The sequence below is a fragment of the Salinactinospora qingdaonensis genome, from assembly GCF_039539445.1.
In the GTDB taxonomy this organism is placed as follows: domain Bacteria; phylum Actinomycetota; class Actinomycetes; order Streptosporangiales; family Streptosporangiaceae; genus Salinactinospora; species Salinactinospora qingdaonensis.
Map to the genome: position 1 here is coordinate 59491 of NZ_BAABDD010000018.1, position 17138 is coordinate 76628.

14 protein-coding genes are annotated in these 17138 nt (G+C 70.3%); 5 read left to right on the forward strand and 9 right to left on the reverse strand.

Annotated features, from left to right (window positions below):
• The first annotated feature begins 262 nt into the window (after nucleotides 1-262).
• On the forward strand, nucleotides 263-1285 hold the full coding sequence (locus ABD848_RS17440) for a LacI family DNA-binding transcriptional regulator (protein ID WP_344973276.1): 1023 nt from the start codon (nucleotides 263-265) through the stop codon (nucleotides 1283-1285).
• 1344 nt (nucleotides 1286-2629) lie between these two features.
• Here ABD848_RS17440 and ABD848_RS17445 read toward each other — a convergent pair.
• From ABD848_RS17445 to ABD848_RS17460, 4 genes are all read right to left on the reverse strand, one after another.
• Complete coding sequence (locus tag ABD848_RS17445) at nucleotides 2630-3493, reverse strand: SAM-dependent methyltransferase (RefSeq protein WP_344973279.1); 864 nt, start codon at nucleotides 3491-3493, stop codon at nucleotides 2630-2632.
• Between the two features lie 218 nt (nucleotides 3494-3711).
• Nucleotides 3712-4299, reverse strand: coding sequence for a TetR/AcrR family transcriptional regulator (locus ABD848_RS17450; RefSeq protein WP_344973281.1), 588 nt, complete (start codon nucleotides 4297-4299; stop codon nucleotides 3712-3714).
• A gap of 160 nt (nucleotides 4300-4459) precedes the next feature.
• Entirely contained in the window at nucleotides 4460-5368 is a 909-nt protein-coding gene (locus ABD848_RS17455; protein ID WP_344973283.1) for an LLM class flavin-dependent oxidoreductase, read from the reverse strand.
• 193 nt (nucleotides 5369-5561) lie between these two features.
• Entirely contained in the window at nucleotides 5562-7901 is a 2340-nt protein-coding gene (locus ABD848_RS17460) for a glycoside hydrolase family 3 N-terminal domain-containing protein (RefSeq protein WP_344973285.1), read from the reverse strand.
• A gap of 464 nt (nucleotides 7902-8365) precedes the next feature.
• Between ABD848_RS17460 and ABD848_RS17465 the strand changes: the two genes are divergently transcribed.
• A complete protein-coding gene (locus ABD848_RS17465; RefSeq protein WP_344973288.1) occupies nucleotides 8366-9400 on the forward strand; it encodes a LacI family DNA-binding transcriptional regulator in 1035 nt (344 codons plus the stop codon).
• A gap of 565 nt (nucleotides 9401-9965) precedes the next feature.
• Here ABD848_RS17465 and ABD848_RS17470 read toward each other — a convergent pair.
• The gene (locus ABD848_RS17470; protein ID WP_344973290.1) at nucleotides 9966-11528 is read right to left on the reverse strand and encodes a PH domain-containing protein; all 1563 of its coding nucleotides are present in this window, start codon (nucleotides 11526-11528) and stop codon (nucleotides 9966-9968) included.
• Complete coding sequence (locus ABD848_RS17475) at nucleotides 11525-12067, reverse strand: PH domain-containing protein (RefSeq protein WP_344973293.1); 543 nt, start codon at nucleotides 12065-12067, stop codon at nucleotides 11525-11527. Before ABD848_RS17475 ends, ABD848_RS17470 begins: the two co-directional genes overlap by 4 nt.
• 97 nt (nucleotides 12068-12164) lie before the next feature.
• Between ABD848_RS17475 and ABD848_RS17480 the strand changes: the two genes are divergently transcribed.
• Together ABD848_RS17480 and ABD848_RS17485 are read left to right on the forward strand one after the other, a co-directional pair.
• On the forward strand, nucleotides 12165-13085 hold the full coding sequence (locus ABD848_RS17480; RefSeq protein ID WP_344973295.1) for an SPFH domain-containing protein: 921 nt from the start codon (nucleotides 12165-12167) through the stop codon (nucleotides 13083-13085).
• Between the two features lie 18 nt (nucleotides 13086-13103).
• Nucleotides 13104-13340: a type II toxin-antitoxin system antitoxin gene (locus ABD848_RS17485; RefSeq protein WP_344973298.1), complete on the forward strand. Its 237-nt coding sequence runs from the start codon at nucleotides 13104-13106 to the stop codon at nucleotides 13338-13340.
• Between the two features lie 90 nt (nucleotides 13341-13430).
• On the opposite strand, the gene ABD848_RS17490 is transcribed toward ABD848_RS17485, so the two are convergent.
• The 3 genes from ABD848_RS17490 to ABD848_RS17500 form a co-directional block, all read right to left on the reverse strand.
• Nucleotides 13431-13559 carry a hypothetical protein gene (locus ABD848_RS17490; RefSeq protein WP_344973300.1) on the reverse strand — a complete coding sequence of 43 codons (129 nt, stop codon included), beginning with the start codon at nucleotides 13557-13559 and terminating at the stop codon, nucleotides 13431-13433.
• A 111-nt stretch (nucleotides 13560-13670) separates the two neighbouring features.
• Nucleotides 13671-15626, reverse strand: coding sequence for a glycoside hydrolase family 127 protein (locus tag ABD848_RS17495; protein WP_344973302.1), 1956 nt, complete (start codon nucleotides 15624-15626; stop codon nucleotides 13671-13673).
• Between the two features lie 53 nt (nucleotides 15627-15679).
• Nucleotides 15680-15820 carry a hypothetical protein gene (locus tag ABD848_RS17500; RefSeq protein WP_344973304.1) on the reverse strand — a complete coding sequence of 47 codons (141 nt, stop codon included), beginning with the start codon at nucleotides 15818-15820 and terminating at the stop codon, nucleotides 15680-15682.
• Between the two features lie 253 nt (nucleotides 15821-16073).
• Between ABD848_RS17500 and ABD848_RS17505 the strand changes: the two genes are divergently transcribed.
• Complete coding sequence (locus ABD848_RS17505) at nucleotides 16074-17120, forward strand: LacI family DNA-binding transcriptional regulator (RefSeq protein ID WP_344973306.1); 1047 nt, start codon at nucleotides 16074-16076, stop codon at nucleotides 17118-17120.
• Nucleotides 17121-17138 lie beyond the last annotated feature (18 nt).

Genomic DNA, 17138 nt, shown 5'->3' on the forward strand with positions numbered 1-17138 from the left:
ACTACACAGCATCTCCAATCAAGATCGAATGAGCGAACCTGGTATGCGAAGCGACCATCAGTGATGTATAACGATGTAAAAGTCAGCATCGATTCCGGGCACCGAACACCGTCGAGCACGCCGAGGACCCTGCTGGCCCATACGTTGGTAAACGTCTTCCCCCACCACCACGGCGCTTCCGGACCCGCTCCGTGGGCACCGCCCGCTGCCAAGCGGACCGCGCCAGGTAAGCGGGGCAGGGCGTGTGTGCGAAGGGAGCGCTGTGGTCATCAGCCTGAAAGACGTCGCCAAGCGCGCGGGCGTCTCGGTCAAGACGGTTTCTAACGTCGTCAACGGCTACCGGCACGTCACCCCAGCCACCCGGCAGCGGGTGCAGCAGGTCATCGACGAACTGGGGTACCGTCCCAACCTCACGGCACGCCACCTGCGCAAGGGCCGAACCGGGATCATCGCGTTAGCACTGCCCGAACTGGGCAACCCCTACTTCGCCGAACTCGCCAACGCCGTGATCAACTACGCGGCCGGCCTGGATTACATCGTCCTGCTCGACCCCACCAACGGGCGTCGCGACCAGGAGATCCTGTTCGCGCAAGGGTTCCGGGCACGGCTGATCGACGGGCTCATCCTCAGCCCGATCGAGCTGGAAAACGAGGACCTCCTCGCCCGCGGCCACGACGCACCGCTGGTCCTGCTGGGGGAACGCGAGTACGAGGCCCCCCACGACCACATTGCCATCGACAACGTCGCCGCCGCGCGCACCGCCACCCAGCACCTGCTCGACCTGGGGCGCGAGCGCGTGGCCTTCATCGGCGCCCGGCAGGGCCGATCGCGTCAACCCGCCCACCTGCGACTGCGCGGCTGGCGCGAGGTGATGTCGGAGACGGCGGCCGGGGGCGGGGACGACCTGGTCGCCACCACCGACGGCTACGGACGGGAAGACGGCGCACAGGGGATGGCACGGCTGCTGGACTCGGGGGCCGCCCCCGACGCGGTCTTCTGCTACAACGACGTCGTCGCCATCGGCGCCATGCGCACCCTGGCCGAGCGGGGGCTGCGCGTGCCCGAGGATGTCGCCGTGGTCGGGTTCGACAACATAGAGGATGGCCGGTACTGCTCGGCGACCCTGACCACGATCGCCCCCCACAAGCAGGCCATCGCCGAAGCGGCCGTCGACGCGCTGCTGAGCCGGTTGGACGGCGCCGAGGAGGAAAAAGAGGCCGCCCCGCGCCACGTCCGGCCGGGATTCGCCCTCATCCGGCGGGAAAGCACCCTGGGACGGCCATAGGGCACTGCCCCGAACAGCCCACCCGCGCCGGCCACGCCACGTCGTCGACGCCGGTGCTGAACGCGACCACGGAGACCCCCAGTGCTTCCCCTACCACCGCTCTCCCCTACCGTGCCGGCGACGGCGCCGCGCCGCTAGCGGCGAACAGCCCGAGCCTACGCCGCTGACACGCTCCAGCCCGGCCTGGCGGCGAGCGCGGTAGAGCCGGGCCGCGACCTGGCTCGCCGACGAGGCGCCGCGGCCCGCCCGATCTCAGCGAGCGACTCGGGGGCTTCTAGGGGAGGTCAAGCGGGGTGGGGTGGCTCGTGCGTTGCTCGTCGCGTGGCCTTGGTAGTCGTGGCGGATAGGGGCCTGGCGTTTGCCCGGCTCGGAGAACTCAGTGTCCGCTCGCGCCTCGATCGCTTCGCGATCTCAGCAGCCTCAAGGGGACGCTATGGCTGCGGACGAGTAGAAACGACGCGGGCGGCTGCCGGGGTGAGGCACTGTCGCTGCCGCACACGACATCGCCCCGCCCCAACCTCGCCCTTCCCCCAAGGTCCCTGCGCTCCAAAACATTGCTGCCGCATGGGGGTCGCTGTCGTGGAGGGTGTGGTGCTATGGCGGGGAATACAGCGGTGGGCCGGCGGTCTCTGTGGGATCGGTGGCAAAGGGCGCCCCAGAAGGCGTTGAGCCCCAGCACCCCAGCCCGCCCCACCCCAGCCTCAGGCTGTCCGTTGCGGTACTCATCCCCCAACCTCAACCGACCTACAGCGACACCCACCCCAGACTGCCCACAACCCACCCACCACAACACCCACCCCCAACCTCAACCGACCTACAGTGGCGCCCACCCCAGGCTGCCGAGATCGCGAAGCGATCGAGGCACGAGCGGCGGGAAACCCCGCACGCTCTCCGCAGGCCAAAGCCCCCCGCCGCACGCCCCCGGCGGCCCCGCCAAGGCGCTCACCTCGCGCCGCCATGGCGGCCACCGCAGCGACGGGGGTGAACGCGACGTCGCCGTCCACGAGCCGGTCCAGCCACTCCTCCAACCGGAGCCACCGGTGCCCGCGGCCGATCACCTGGGGATGGCAGGTCATGGTCAGCACCCCGCGCTTGGTCTCACGCAGCCTGTAGCGCGAACCCAACTCCCAGTTGGCAAACCTCTCGGCCGGATCGCGCAGCTCGGGAAGGGTTCGCGCCGGCGAGGTCAGAAACCCCAGGTACGGCGGATCGTCCCGTGTCCAACCGACCGGCACCTCCACGCCGGGTGTGGGCTCGCCCCAGCGGACGGACACCGGTCTTGTCCACGCCGTCTCCGGTGCGCGTGAATGCGGGGCGCGGGCGAAGACGGCGCCCCGCGCGGGGCTAGGGGAGCTCGGCGGTGGCCAGCCAGGCGTGGCCGGTGTCGGCGCGCTCGGGAGCGAAGGCCGCCGGTGTCGGACGCTGGTAGTGAGCGGCGACCTCGGTGGCGTCGTGGACGCTGGGGCGCCAACCATAGCGGGCGAGCCAGGTGTCGAGAGCCTCGGCCGGTCCGCCCTGCCACAGGTCGAGGAGCTCGGCGGAGATCTCGGCCCGGGTGGTGCGCAGCAGCTCGGAGTCCTCCACGTGGTCCAGAGCCAGGACGCTGCCGGGCGCGGAGGCGGCGGTGACGCGCTCAAGAAGGAGGTCGGTCGCCTCGGGTGGGAGGGCGTAGAGGATGCCTTCGGCCAGCCATGCGGTGGGGCGGGTCGGGTCGAGGCCGGCCTCGATGAGCGTGCGGGGCCAGTCCTCGCGCAGGTCGGCGGCGACCTCGACCCGCTGGCAGGTCGAGGTGGCGCCGTGCTGGGTGAGCACGGTGTCGCGGAAGGCCAGCACGTCGGCGAAGTCGACCTCGAAGACCCGGACCCCGGTCGGCCAGGGAAGTCGGAACGCGCGGGTGTCCACACCGCAGGCCAGCAGGACGACCTGATCGCACCCGTCCTGGGCCGCGTGCAGCAGCGCCTGGTCGAGGAAACGGGTACGCAGGGCGACCTGCTCGGCCGTTAAGCGCAGGAAGTCGACGTCGCCGGGCGTTTCCGCGACGGCCCAGGGAGAGGTGGCCGGGTCGACGGCGTCGAGGAAGTGCTGCGCGTAGGGGTCGTCGAAGAGCCGGTCGGGGCGGCGGCTCTCCTGCGCGCGCAGGGCGGCCACCCCCAAGGCGGTGGCGCCGACGCCGTTGAGTCCTTCGGGGACATCTGCGTTGGTGGTCATGGGCTGATCTTCCTCCTTGTTCGCTGGGGGTGCGCGGGCCCGACACTCACGCCGCTCCGCTGCGCCCCAATGGGCTCACGACTGCGCGGGCAGGGGGCCACGAGTGCGTTCGCGGAGTCACGGCTACACGCACCGCGACAGAACGAACATTCATTCTCTCGATGGCACCACGGTCGCCCCACCGAGTCAAGAACGAATGTTCGTTCTGTCAGAGACAGTCAACCGGTCGCCGACATGAGGGCCCGGAGCCCGTCGCGAAACGCCGCCGGATCGGCGTGACCGTGGACCGCCCGCTGCACCATGAACCCGTCGACGAGGGCGATCAGAACGTCGGCCACGCGCTCGGGCGCGATGTCGGCGGGGAGCACTCCGCGCTGCTGGTGGCGCGCCACGAGGCCACCGACCACCTCACGAACCTGCGCCATGATCCCGTCGAGCTGCGCGGCCACCTCGGGAGAGCGCAGCACCTCCGACCACACCTGAACCAGCAGGCGGGCCGATTCGCGCGAGCTGGCCAGGGGAGGCTGCTCGACCTGCAACACCAAGTCGACGATGGCCTCCAGGTCGGGCGGCTGTGCGGTGTCATGGGCCTCGAAAGCCGCGGCGACCTCGGTGAGCGCCTCTGTGGCGATGGCCGCGATGATGTCGTCCTTGCCCTTGAAGTAGCGGTAGACCGCCCCCGCTGACATCCCGGCCTCAGCGAGAACATCCTGCATAGATGTGGCGTGGAAGCCGTTGCCGACGAAGCAGCGCCGTGCGGCGTCCAAAATCTGACGCCGGCGCGCGTCGACATGTTCCTGAGGCATACGGACCACCAGGCCAACTTAGAACGAACGTTCTTTCATGGCAACCGCGCAGAAGCCCCCGGAGCGTCCTTCCCGGTGCTCCGCGACCTTCCCGGAAGGCGGGGACGCAACGGCGTTTCCGCGGGGCTCGGGCTGCTCCTGGCTGTCGGCCGGCGCTTCGTCACTCTGGGGCGGCGGCACGCTCGGCGGTGACGAGTTCGCGGGTCGCGGGGGCGACCTCGGCCGCGAAGCGTTCGATCGGGGTGGCGTCATCGGCGGCGAGGAGGAAGGCGGTGATGCCATAGGTGCGGGTGAGGCCGGCCAACTCTTCGACCCACTGCTGGGGCGGTCCGTGAAACAGCGAGCGCCCCACGCGGTGGAACTCGCCGGAGATGTTGAGGAGCCGGCGTACCTGCGCCGGAGCCCGGCCCGCCGCGGCGGCGGCCTCGTCGATGTGGGCGTTCATCTGCGCGAGGTCACCCACTCCACCGGGCAGGTAGCTAAGGGTGGGCAGCCAGCCGTCAGCCACCTGTCCAGTCAGCCGCAGCATCTTCGGCTTGTAGGCGCCGAGCCAGATCCCGATGTCGTGGGCCGGTGCGGGGCCCCGTTTCGCGCCGTCGAGCCGGTGGTGGGTGCCGTTGACCCGGGCTCCGCCGCGCTGGTCGGCCGCCCAGATCTGGCGGATGACCTCGATCGCCTCTTCGAGCGCGGTCACGCGCTGCCCCGGCGTCAAGCGAGGGCCGCCCATGGCCTCGATGGCGTCCCAGAACCCGCCGGCTCCGAGCCCCATCTCGATCCGACCGCCGGTGAGCCGATCCAGACTGGCCGCGCTGCGCGCCAGCACGGCCGGCTGACGCAGGGGCAGGTTGAGCACGTTACCGCTGAGGTGGACCCGTTCGGTACGCGCCGCGCAATAGGACAGCAGGGTCCAGGTGTCGTGGAACCTCGGCTGGTAGGGATGGTCCTGGAACGTCACCAGATCCAAGCCGACCCTGTCGGCCACGACCGCGAGGTCGACCGCGTGGGTCACAGGTTCGGCAGCGGGCGTGATGAACACCCCGAAGAGCAGATCGTTGCCGTAATCGGTCATTGGCCGGCCTCCTCTGTGCTGCGACCTGCTCCCAGCGGGACTCGGAGGGGACACCGGTGGGGTGCCGAGGCTCCCACCACTGGTGAGCAGCGCTTCCCACCCCCACTGCCCACACTGGCGGGGGTGCTCACCTGCCGCGGCGCCGGGCGGATCGGCCCGCGCCCCGGCGGTCTCTCCCGCCAGTTCCCGAGGGTCAGGAGTCGGCGGTGGCGATCTCCACGGGAGTGGACATCACGCGCGCACCCTCGATGCTCCGGGGTTCCCCGGTGATCTGGAAGGTAGCGGTCAATGGCAGCTCCTCGCTGGAATGGCCGACGGCCACCGTGAAGGTTCCCGGCTCCACAACGCGGCGCAGGTCCATACCGGTGAACGAGGTCCGGTCGGCGTGCACCTGGAAACGCACCCGGCACGCCGCTTTGGCCGGCAGCGAGACCCGCGCGTAGCCGACCAGTTCGCGCACGGGGCGGGTCACCTGACAGACCTCGTCCGACAGGTAGAGCTGCACCACGTCGTCGCCGTCACGCTCGCCCGTGTTGCGCACGGTCACCTCGATGTGGAGCCGGCCGTCCGGGGCGATCCGGTCCTCGCTGAGCGTTAGATCCTCGTAGGCGAACGTCGTGTAGGAGCGCCCGTGCCCGAAGGGGTACAGCGGTGAGGGGTCCAGGTTGGAGATCCCGTCGCTATGGCGGCCCAACGGTGCCGAGAGGTAGGTGCCCGGTTGGCCACCGTGGTGACGCGGCACGCCCACAGGCAGGTGACCGCTGGGGTTGATCCGCCCCGACAGTACACCGGCGATCGCGGCCCCGCCCTCCTCTCCGGGGAGGAACGCCTGTACGACGGCGGCGCACCGTCCGGCGAACGCGCCCAGCGCGTAGGGGCGGCCGGAGACGACCACGAGAACCACCGGTGTACCGGTGGCCAGTACCGCCTCGACGAGGTCGGCCTGTGCGCCCGGCAGCGACAGGTCGACGGCGTCGCAGCCCTCCCCCGAGGTGCCGCGCCCGAACAGGCTCGCCAGATCCCCGACGGCCACGACGGCCACATCGGCTCGCCGGGCCGCCTCGACGGCCGCCGGGATGCCGGAGCGGTCGGGTTCGAGGACGGGCACGCCGAGCGCGTGCTCGACATGCGTCTGCGGCAGCTCGGCCTTGAGCGCGGTCAGCAGCGAATCGACGCGCACGCCGGTGCCGCGGTCCTCGTAGCGCGAGAGGACGTGGTTGGGAAACGAGTAGCAGCCGAGGAACGTCCGCGGATCGTCGCCGCACGGCCCGATCAGCGCGACCTGCGACGTTTGGGACGCGAGCGGTAGCCCGCCGGGGTTGTCCAGCAAGATCACCGACTTCTCCGCGACCTCGCGGGCCAGCGTCCGGCTACTGGCCGGGTCAAGGTCGACCTCGGCTCCGTCCCCGGTGGTCTCGGGCACGGCCCGCCACTCGGGGTCGAGCAGACCGAGCTCGATCTTTTGGCGTAGCACCCGCCGCACGGAGCGATCCACCAGCTCCACTGGCAGCTCCCCGGACAGCACCAGCTCGTCGACCTTTTCGTAGGCGTTGCTCGCCGGGAGTTCGACGTCGACACCGGCCCGCAGCGCGAGCGCCCCGGAGGCGGCGCGCGACGGTGAGACGCGGTGCATCAGGTCGAGGAAGGCCACAGCCCAGTAGTCGGAGACGACGGTTCCGGTGAACCCCCATTTCTCGCGCAGAACCTCGGTCAACAGCCCGTGGTTGATGGCGGGTACCCCGTCGATGTCGGAGTAGGAGTTCATCACCGACCCGACACCGCCCTCGCGCACCGCCATCTCGAAGGGTGGGAGGATGACGTCGGCGAACTCCCGAGGGCCGATGGGAACCGGCGCGTGGTTGCGCCCCGCCCGGGATGCCGAGTACCCGGCGAAGTGCTTGAGGGTGGCGACGATCCCGCTGCCCTGCAATCCCCGGACATAGGCGGTGCCGAGGGTGGCGACCAGGTAGGGGTCCTCTCCGAGGGTCTCCTCGACCCGGCCCCAGCGGTAGTCGCGAACCACGTCCATCACGGGGGACAGCCCTTGGTGGACGCCCACAGCGGCCATGTCACGGCCGATGGTGGCGGCCATACGCTGGACGAGTGCGGAGTCGAAGGTCGCCCCCCAGGCGATCGCGGCAGGATAGACGGTGGCGCCGAAGGTGGTGAACCCGGTCAGGCACTCCTCGTGGGCGATGGCGGGGACGCCCAGCCGGGTGTTGTCGGTCAGGTAGCGCTGGTGGTCGCGCAGCCGCCGGACGCCCTCGGCGGGGGTGACCGGCTCGGTACCGAAGATGCGGGTGAGCTGCCCCAGACCGTTGCTCGCCTGTTTCTCGAACGGCCCCGTGCTGTCCTGAAACGCGCTCTCCATCGGCGCGACCTCTCCGCCGTCGCCCTGTTCCTCGCCCTGGGGGCGGGGCCAGAAACTGCCGAGCTGGGCCAGCTTCTCCTCCAGGGTCATGGCGGCCAGCAGTGCTTCGACACGGTCGTCCACGGGCAGCGACGGGTCGCGCCACTGGGCGGACTCGGTCATGAATGCTCCTTAGAGGTGGGGTCGTGGGGTTACTGACGGAAAGCCGACCGCGATGCCGGACCTTCTCCGTGTAGGCGTCGTCGGCGTCCCACTCGACTGCGATCTCCCGATCTGGGTGGGCCTGGTTCCAGGAGTCGAAGATGGCCCGGCCCCTCTTCCGCTCCCCGGTCAGCGCCCCCCGCGCAAGCATGGTCAGCACTGCCGCCGGGCGTGGAACCGCCACATGAGCTGCGTGCGATGCCTGAGCAGAGGTCCCCACGGCACGGATGCCGCGCCGTGGGGGTGTCAGCTTCGCCCTCATCGCACGGTTCACCACCAGAGAACGAAAAAGTTTCTTTCTGTTTACTAAACAAATTGCAACCTAAGCCCGCTCAACAGGGATGTCAATAAGGCCATGAGGACGAAACTTTTTCTTGCCACTCGTGTATCGTGACGTTGCAGAATCATCTGCCGGAGGGGAAGCGATGGCGCGGACGGCCAGCTCACGGGCGACTCTCGGGGCGGTCGCGACGACTGCGGGGGTCTCCAAAGCGACGGTGTCAAAAGTCCTCAACGGGCGGCCCGGCGTCTCGGACGAGACCCGGGACCGCGTGCGGGCAGCCATGCGCACCGTCGACTACTCCCCCACCACCGGGCCCCGCGCTCCGGCACCGACCGGGATGTTCCAAGCCCTGTTCGACAGCCTGGTCAACCCCTACTCGATCTATGTCCTGGACGGCGTGCTGGCCGGGGCCAAAAACCTCGGTATCGAGGTGATCACCAGCTCCTTCGCCTCGGAGGCCCCTGACCGGCGCGGGTCGGTCGGGGTCGACTGGATCGAGGATCTCAGCGCCCGCGGTCGCGCCGGTCTGCTCGTGGTCACCTCAGAGTTGACGGCCGAAGAGATCGCCACCTGCACGAAGCTGGGGTTGAGCCTGGCCGTGGTCGACCCCCTCAACCCCCTCGACGAGAACCTGGTCAGCGTGGGCGCTACCAACTGGGCGGGCGGGGTCCAGGCCACCGAGCACCTGCTGTCACTGGGGCACCGCAGGATCGGCTACGCCGGCGGGCCGGAACAGTCGGTACCGGCCCGGGAACGGCTGCACGGCTACCGGGAGGCCCTGGAGACCGCCGGAGTCGAAATCGACCCGGCGCTCACCCTCTACGACTCTTTCCACCCCGAGGCCGGGCAGCGGATGACGCACACCCTCCTCGACCGCGACGACCCACCGACCGCGATCTTCGCCGGCAGCGACCTCGTCGCCCTGGGGGTGCTGCAAGCCGCGCGGGCCCGCGGACTGTCGGTGCCGGCCGAGCTCAGCGTCGTCGGCTTCGACGACACCTACAGCGCGCTGTGGACCGACCCGCCGCTGACCACCGTCCACCAGCCCCTGCACGACATGGGGCGCGTCGCCCTGCGCACCGTCGTGCAACTCGCCCGCGGGGAACGGCCCGACTCCCAGCACGTCCAACTCGCGACCCGGCTGGTGGTCCGCGACTCGACGGCACCACCGAAATAAAGTGTCCCGCGAAGGCGTCGATCGCCGGTGAGCCGCTATGAGGGACCACACCGCCCCGGCTCGGCACGGCGCTCCGGCCGCGCGGAGCGCCCGCCAAGGGGGGCTTCTATGGGGGTATCACGCCGGGATGAGGTGGGTGGATCGCAGATAGGGACCGGGAGGCGCTCCGACTGGAAAGGACACTGTTCACTCGTGCCTCGATCGCTTCGCGATCTCGGCAGCCTCAAAGGGCGCTGCTGTTGTGGAGGATACGGCGACGGCGCGGCGTCTCGGCGGCGGGGTGGCTGAGGGCGCGCCGGAAGGCGTTGAGCCCTGTCTGCCCTGTCATGGTGTTGGCCTCACCTCGGGGACAGCCCACCCTGGGCTGCTGAGATCGCGAAGCGATCGAGGCACGAGCGGCGGGGACACCCCACACGCTTCCCGCGCACCAAAGCCCCCGGGGGGACACGTGGGCCCGTTTTCGGCGGCACCGAGCCGAGATCCCGTTCAACCAGCCAAACGCCACTTTCCTTGGCGGACCGGCCCGCTGCTCCCGCGCCGCCCCACCGCTCAAAACACACCCCGGTCAGTCGCGTTCCAGGAAGGGGGTAAGCAGGCCGGGGACGGCTTCTTCGGCCAGCGCCAACCCCTGACCGGTGGCGGCGTCGACGGCGTGGCACACTCCCTCGTCGGCGGCGATGGTCGCGCCGATCGTGGCGAGCCCGGCGCGGCGTTGCAGCGGTGAGCGCCTGATCGTCCAGCCGATGACCGCGTCGCGGTTGAGCACCGCCGTCGAGCGGGCCAGCATGCCGCGGCGCAGGTAGAGGTGACGCTCGGACAGGCCATGACCCAGACCCCGGTAACTTCCCCAGGCGTACAGCGCGGCGATCGGCGCGCTGAGCACGAAGACCACGGCCGCGCTCCACAGCGGCACCTCGGGCAGGCGGGAATGGGCGGAGGTGAGTAGCACGAGTGCCACCGTCGCCCCGGCCAGGCCCACGACCGCCACGCCGGCGCGCACGAGCCGACGGCGCAGAGCGGCGCTGGGGTGAGCGGTCAGGGTGCCGAAAGCGGCTCCGGGCAGGGCCCGGCCGGCGATACGTTCGGCCTCCTCGCGGGGCACGTCCGGCGACAGCGAGCGCTTGGGCACCAGTCCTGAATTCTTGCCGCCCTCCTGGCCGAGCCCCGAAGCGATGGCGGCGACGGTGGCGGCACCGAACCAGCGCAGCGGCAGCGGGGTGCACAACCGTACCCCGCGGAGCCGCCGCTCCTCGATCGACACCGAGGACAGGTTAAGCAGCCCGCGCGTGACTCGCAGCGTTCCGTCGGGTTCGCGGGTGAGCCGGTAGTTGGACCAGGCTTCGATATGCAGCACCATGGCCACAACCGCACCGACCACGACCGAACCAGCGGCGAGAGTGAGGACGATCGCCACTACTGCGCCTATACCGGGGGCCTGCCCCGTCGGGAGGTAGAGGCGCAGCGCCCACTGGAAGAGGAGTTCGCTGAACGAGGCGGTCCCGCCCACGACCATGGGGTAGGCGACCGCCGCCGGGCCTTGCGCGGCGAACCCGTAGCCGAACCAGGCGGGACGCATCTCGGCCAGCACTGGGGAGGCATTGCGGCGCGCCTGCCGTTGCGCGGTCGGGGCTTGGGGTGAGGGCGCGGCGCGCGCGAGCAGGTCGCGGCGGAGCCGGTCGCCGTCGGCGGCGGAGACGTAGGCGAGTTTCAACTCGTCGCTGTGGGAGTGGCTGCTCTGCCCGGTTCCTACGGTCACTTGGCACAGTCCGAGCGGGCGCGCCCACACGGGCGTGGCAAGGTCGACGCTGCGGATACGCTCTCGTGGCAGGGAAAGGTGGGTGCGGGAGAGCAGGCCGGAGCGCATCTCCATGCGCTCCCCGGTCACCCGGTAGTGGGTGCGACGGTAGCGCAGTACGGCGGTGCCGACGAGCGCAACGCTCAGCAAAGCCGCGGCGAGCGGAGTGAGGACCGCCCACAGCAACAGCCCGACGAGAGCGAGGATGACGGCGGCGGCCAGGGCGGGCAGCCCGATCAGCGCCACGACGGCGATGGCGCCCGCCCCGATGGTGAGCGGGCTGAGCCGGTGCCACCGCGTGTCCTGGATTTCCTCAATGTCGAGGCCCGTCATGTCGCGTCTCCCTCCGTCGCCTGGGTTACCTCGGTGAGCCGCTCGGCCACAGCAGCGGCCCGCTCGGCGTCCAAACCGTCGATGCTCAGCGCACCGGCGGCGGAGGCGGTGGTGACCGTGACGGTCGACAGCCCGAACAGTCGCTGTAGTGGCCCCCGCTGGGTGTCGACGGTCTGGATGCGCGACATGGGGGCCACCCGCCACTCCTGCCAGAGCCAGCCGGCCAGGGTGTAGACGGCGTCGTCGGTGGTCTCCCAGCGGTGGACCCGGTAGCGCCACTGCGGCATGACCAGGGTGACGGCGAGCGCCGGCAGGGCCACCAGGGCGGCGAGCCCCCACAGCCAGTCGGCCCAGCCGGAGGTGGGCGTTAGGCCCCCCACCACGACCGCGGCGACGGCGGGAACCGTCACTGCGACGGCCGAGACGAGGAGGCCACGCGAGGTCCAGTACGCGATGGCGCGGCGGTCGACCCGGTTGCGCGGTGGCCGCAACCGCACTTGTCCGCCCGCCCCTGCTTGGTCTGCCAATGGTGTCGGCATGTTCACTCCCAGAGGTTGTCCTAAAAAAGTGATATCACAATGCTATGCTCATGTCATCAAGTAGCGTGGACGCCAGCACGGTCACAAGGAGAGCCCCATGGAAACGACGAACCCTACGGGAACGGGCGTCGAGATGCCCGAGCCCCAGTACCGCGAGCACCGCGCCTTCGGCATGCCGGGCTTCGCCTTCGCCCTGGCCGCCCTCGCGAGCTTCGTGGCCGGCGTGGCGCTGGTGATCTATGCCGCCGCCGATGAGGGCGGGATCGTGTTGATCGTTCTCGGCGTGGTGATCGCCCTGGCCGCCGGCATCGCGTTCCACGGCCTGACCATCGTCGCCCCCAACGAGGCCCGCGTGGTGCAGTTCCTCGGGCGCTACATCGGCACCGTCCGCCAGGACGGGTTGCGCTGGGTGCTCCCGCTGACCACGCGCACCGCGGTCTCCACCCGCATCCGCAACCACGAGACCTCGGTGATGAAGGTCAACGACGCGGACGGCAACCCGATCGACATCGCCGCCGTCGTGGTCTGGCACGTGGCCGACACTGCGCGGGCCGTCTTCGAGGTCGACGACTTCGTGCAGTTCGTGTCCACCCAAACCGAGGCCGGGGTGCGCCACATCGCCAACCGCTACCCCTACGACTCCCACGACTCCGACGTGCTGTCGCTGCGCGACAACGCCGAAAAGATCACCGAGCAACTGTCGGCCGAGATCACCGAGCGGGTGGCCTCGGCGGGAGTGCGCATCGTCGAGGCCCGCTTCACCCACCTGGCCTACGCCCAGGAGATCGCGCAGGCGATGCTGCAACGCCAGCAGGCCAGCGCGGTGGTCGCCGCCCGCCGCGAGATCGTGTCGGGAGCGGTGGGCATGGTCGACCTGGCCCTACAGCGGCTCTCCGAGGAGGAGGTCGTGGAGTTGGACGAGGAGCGCAAGGCCAGCATGGTCAGCAACCTGCTGGTGGTGCTGTGCTCGGACCGGCCCGCCAACCCGGTCGTCAACACCGGGACGCTCTACCAGTAGCGGAAGGGCGCTTTCACCTTGGCCGAGCGGAAGAAGGTCCTGCTACGGCTCGATCCCGCCGTACACGACGCGCTCGCCCGATGGGCCGGCGACGAACTGCGCAGCACCAACGCTCAGATTGAGTTCCTGCTCCGCCGTGCCCTGGACGAATCCGGCCGCATGCCCCGCGGCACGGGCACCCTCCCCCGCCGGGGGCGCCCGCCCAAACGCTCCTCGGAGCCCTCCGCCGACGAGGACTCCGAGGAGCACGAGTGACAGGACGAGGGGTGGTGGGCAAGGCCGGTCGTGGCCTGACCACCACCCCCGGATACGCGGCTCCCCTCCTGCGTGGCGGGCCGGGGATGCTCACCGCGATTCGAGGGCGTGGGCTCGGTTCAGTTCGATGTAGTCCAACTCGGCGTAGCCGGTGGCACCGGAGAAGTACGGAGCCCCCTTGACCAAGCAGATGACGTTGTAGCCCGCGTTGAGGTCCACCGGCGTCGACACCGTCGCCCCGAACTGCCCCCAATCGCTGGGGGCCGGATACGACACCGTGGACCAGGCGCCGCGCTCGCGCGCACGCCCCGCGGGGGCGGGTCGGCCGGCTCAGTCGTCCTTGGGCAACCAGACCCGCATCGTCGATGGTCCGCGCCGTGCCCAGCGGTAGTAGGGCACGAGGCGGATGGACTGGGGGTGAGCCTCCCCTCTGGGGGGTTGGCTGGGGTAGTAGGGCAGGCCGTCTCCGGCCGGGGGTTGGAACCGGCCGGAGACGGTGGCTCCGCTGGCGGCGTCGCGGGGGCGAACGCCGGTGTCTATCCGCAGACTGTCCAGGTCAACGGCGTCCGGGGCACCGTCTTGGTCGGTGGATTCGGCGCACAGCACGAGGGGCCCCCGTTCGACGGCGACACAACCGCGCACCGCGTCGATACGCGGATCGGGGAAGGTCCACCGGGGCGACATGGGCAGCTCCAGCCGCAGCTCCTCACCGACGGTGAACGCGCGGCGCACCACCACCGTGCCGGGCTCCACGGAACGCCGCCCCACGGCGCCGCTGAGCACCGCCCCGGAGACCCACTCGGGCACGCGCAGTGTGAGGCTCCACGGCCCGTCGCCGGTCTCGGTGACGCGGATGACGATGGTGCCGGTCTCGGGGTAGTCGGTGCGGACCTGTAGGCCCACGGGGCGGCCGTCGTCGAGCCGGGTGCGCACCTCGGCGTCGGTGTACTGGTGGAGCTGCACACCCTCGGCGTCGGCGGTGACCAGGTAACCGCCCAGGGAGGCCAGGGTTCGGGCCACGTTGGGCAGGCAGCAGGAAACCTCGAACCAGGGCGCGCGCGACCCACCGCCAAAGCGCAGCGACTCCTTGTCGGGGGCGACGGGTTCGGTGGGCACACGCTGGTGCAAGGTGTTGGCGTAAAAGAACGATGTGCCGTCGTCGGCCACGGAGGTGGCGATGACGTTGTAGAGCACACGCTCGATGGCATCGGCATAGCGGGGTTCGCCGGTGGCCAGCAGCAGCCGCCAGGCCAGCATCATCGAGGCCACGCCCGCGCACGTCTCGGAGTAGGCGCGGTCGGCGGGGAGCACGAAGTCGTCGCCGAAGGACTCGCCGGCGTGGTGGGAGCCCATCCCGCCGGTGATGTAGGTACGGCGGGCGAGAGTGCGCTCGTACTGGGCGGCCACCGCCTCCAGCAGTTCGGTGTCGCCGGTCTCGACGGCGGTGTCCACGGCACCGCAGGACAGGTAGAGGGCGCGCACGGCGTGGCCGCGCAACACGTTGGCGTGGCGCACAGGGATGTCGTCTTGGAAGTAGGGCCACCCCGCCTCGTGCTCGGGCAGTCGGCGATGGCCGCGGCGCTCGACGAAAAGCGCGGCCTGGTCGAGGTAACGCTGCTCTCCGGTGAGGCGGGCCAACTCGACCAGGGCGGGCTCGATCTCGGGGTGGCCTCCCACGCTCTGTATCCCGTGGGGGCCGAAGGTGGCGCAGACGTGGTCGGCGGCGCGGCGGGCGACGTCGAGCAGCGGGTCGGGGCCATAGGTACGGGCGCGGGCGACGGCGGCCTGGATCAGGTGGCCGGTGCAGTACAGCTCATGGCCGAAGTTGAGGTCGGTGTAGCGGGGGCGCCGGCCATGGCCGCCGAAGGCGGTGTTGACGTAGCCGTCGGGGGCCTGCGCGTTCGCGATGGCGGCGGTCAGTTCGTCGATGTGGCTGTTCCACCGCTGCGCGAACTCGGTGGAGCGGCCGGTTTCCCAGGCCATCGCTTCAAGCATCTTGTAGACCTCGGAGTCGGAGAACTCCCGGCCGCGTCGTTGCGCGGAACCCGGCCCGGCGGGGTCGGTGAAGTTGGTGGTCCAGCCGAGGTGGTCCATCCAGTGGCGGCAGTGCTGGAGTGTCGCGTCGCCGTTGACCCGCTGGCGTCGCCCCCAGAAGCCACCAGTGACGCGCACTTCCCCCAATCCGAGGGGGCGCAGAGTCCGGCGGGTGGGGGTAACCGGCCGACCGCCGGTGGGGTCGGGCAGCGGCGAGGAGGTGGCCTCGGCCTGCGCAATGGACTCGGTCATAGAATCCTTCGCATTCGGCGGTGGATGTGCGGCGCTGGTCGCGGCTACGGTGGTCATCCCTTGCGGGCACCGGAGGTGACGCCACCGACGTAGTGCCGTTGCGGCAGCAGGAAGCAGATCATGCGGGGGAAGGTGGCAGCCCCGCCGTCGAGGCCGGGGGCACAGCGGGGAGAGCCGCCGTGGCTGCGGACCACCGTGTTCGCGTGCTTCTGCCCCTGCGCGCCATCGCTCCCGCTCCCCTCGTGGACTCGTTTGCCTTGGGGCCACGGTTGTGATTCGCCCCACATAACGAAACCGCTTTCGTAAAGCCAAGCAGTAGCTTTCCCTCATGTCAATGAAAAACCGAAATCGGTTAAGGTCGAGAGACCACCCTTGGGGCGGCTCGTCCAGCTCACCCTGGAACCCTTGGGCCATCTGAGGAGCCGGAAAAGACTCGAAAGGTTTTCGGTGAATAGAAAGCGTTCCTCTTCGGCCACCCTCGGTGACGTCGCCCAGCTCGCCGGTGTGTCATCGGCGACCGCCTCGAAAGCGCTCAACTCGCGCGGCGAGGTCGCCCCCGCCACCCGCAGGCGCGTCCTGAAGGCCGCCGAGGAGTTGGCGTTCCAGCCCAATGCGCTCGCCCGCGGGCTCACCTCGGGGCGCACCCGGATGATCGGGTTGATCACCGACGAGCTCGGGGGGCGGTTTGCCATCCCGATCCTGCTGGGAGTGGAGAACGCGCTGGGGAACGAGCAGATGTCGGTGCTGCTGTGCGACGCTCGGGGCGACGCGATCCGGCGCCGCCACTACATCAGCACCCTCGTGGCCCGGCAGGTCGACGGGCTCATCATCCTCGGCGACAGAAACGACATCCGCCCCTCCCTGACCAGCGAGATCCCGGTACCGGTGGCCTACGTCTACGGCGAGTCCGACGCCCCCGACGACCTGTCGTTCCTGGCCGACGACGAAGGCGGCGCCCGTCTGGCGGGCGAGCACCTCGTCTCACTGGGCCGGCGCCGCGTCGGCCACATCACCGGGGAGCAGACCTACCGAGCCGCACGCGACCGGGCCTCGGGCCTACAGGCCATCCTGGAGGAGCAGGGGTTGCCCCTGGCCGGCGGCGCCCCGCTTTACGGCGACTGGTCACAGCGCTGGGGGCGCCAGGCGGCCAGTATCCTGCTCGGCCGCGCCCCCGATGTCGACGCGATCTTTTGCGGCAGCGACCAGATCGCGACCGGTGTCGTCGAGGGCCTGCGTGATCTGGGGCGGCGGGTGCCCGAGGATGTGGCGATCGTGGGCTACGACAACTGGGAGGTCTTCGCCGCCGAGTGCCGGCCGCCGCTGACGACGGTGGATTTGAACCTCCAGCAGCTCGGCGCCACGGCGGTGGAGCACCTCTTCGGCGTGTTAAACGGCGACCAGCTCCACGGCGTCATCCGCCAACCGGGCCGGCTCGTCATCCGCGAGTCGACTGGCCCGCCGGCCGCCACCGAGGGCCCCTCACCCCACCGGTGACCGGACGGAGCGACCGCT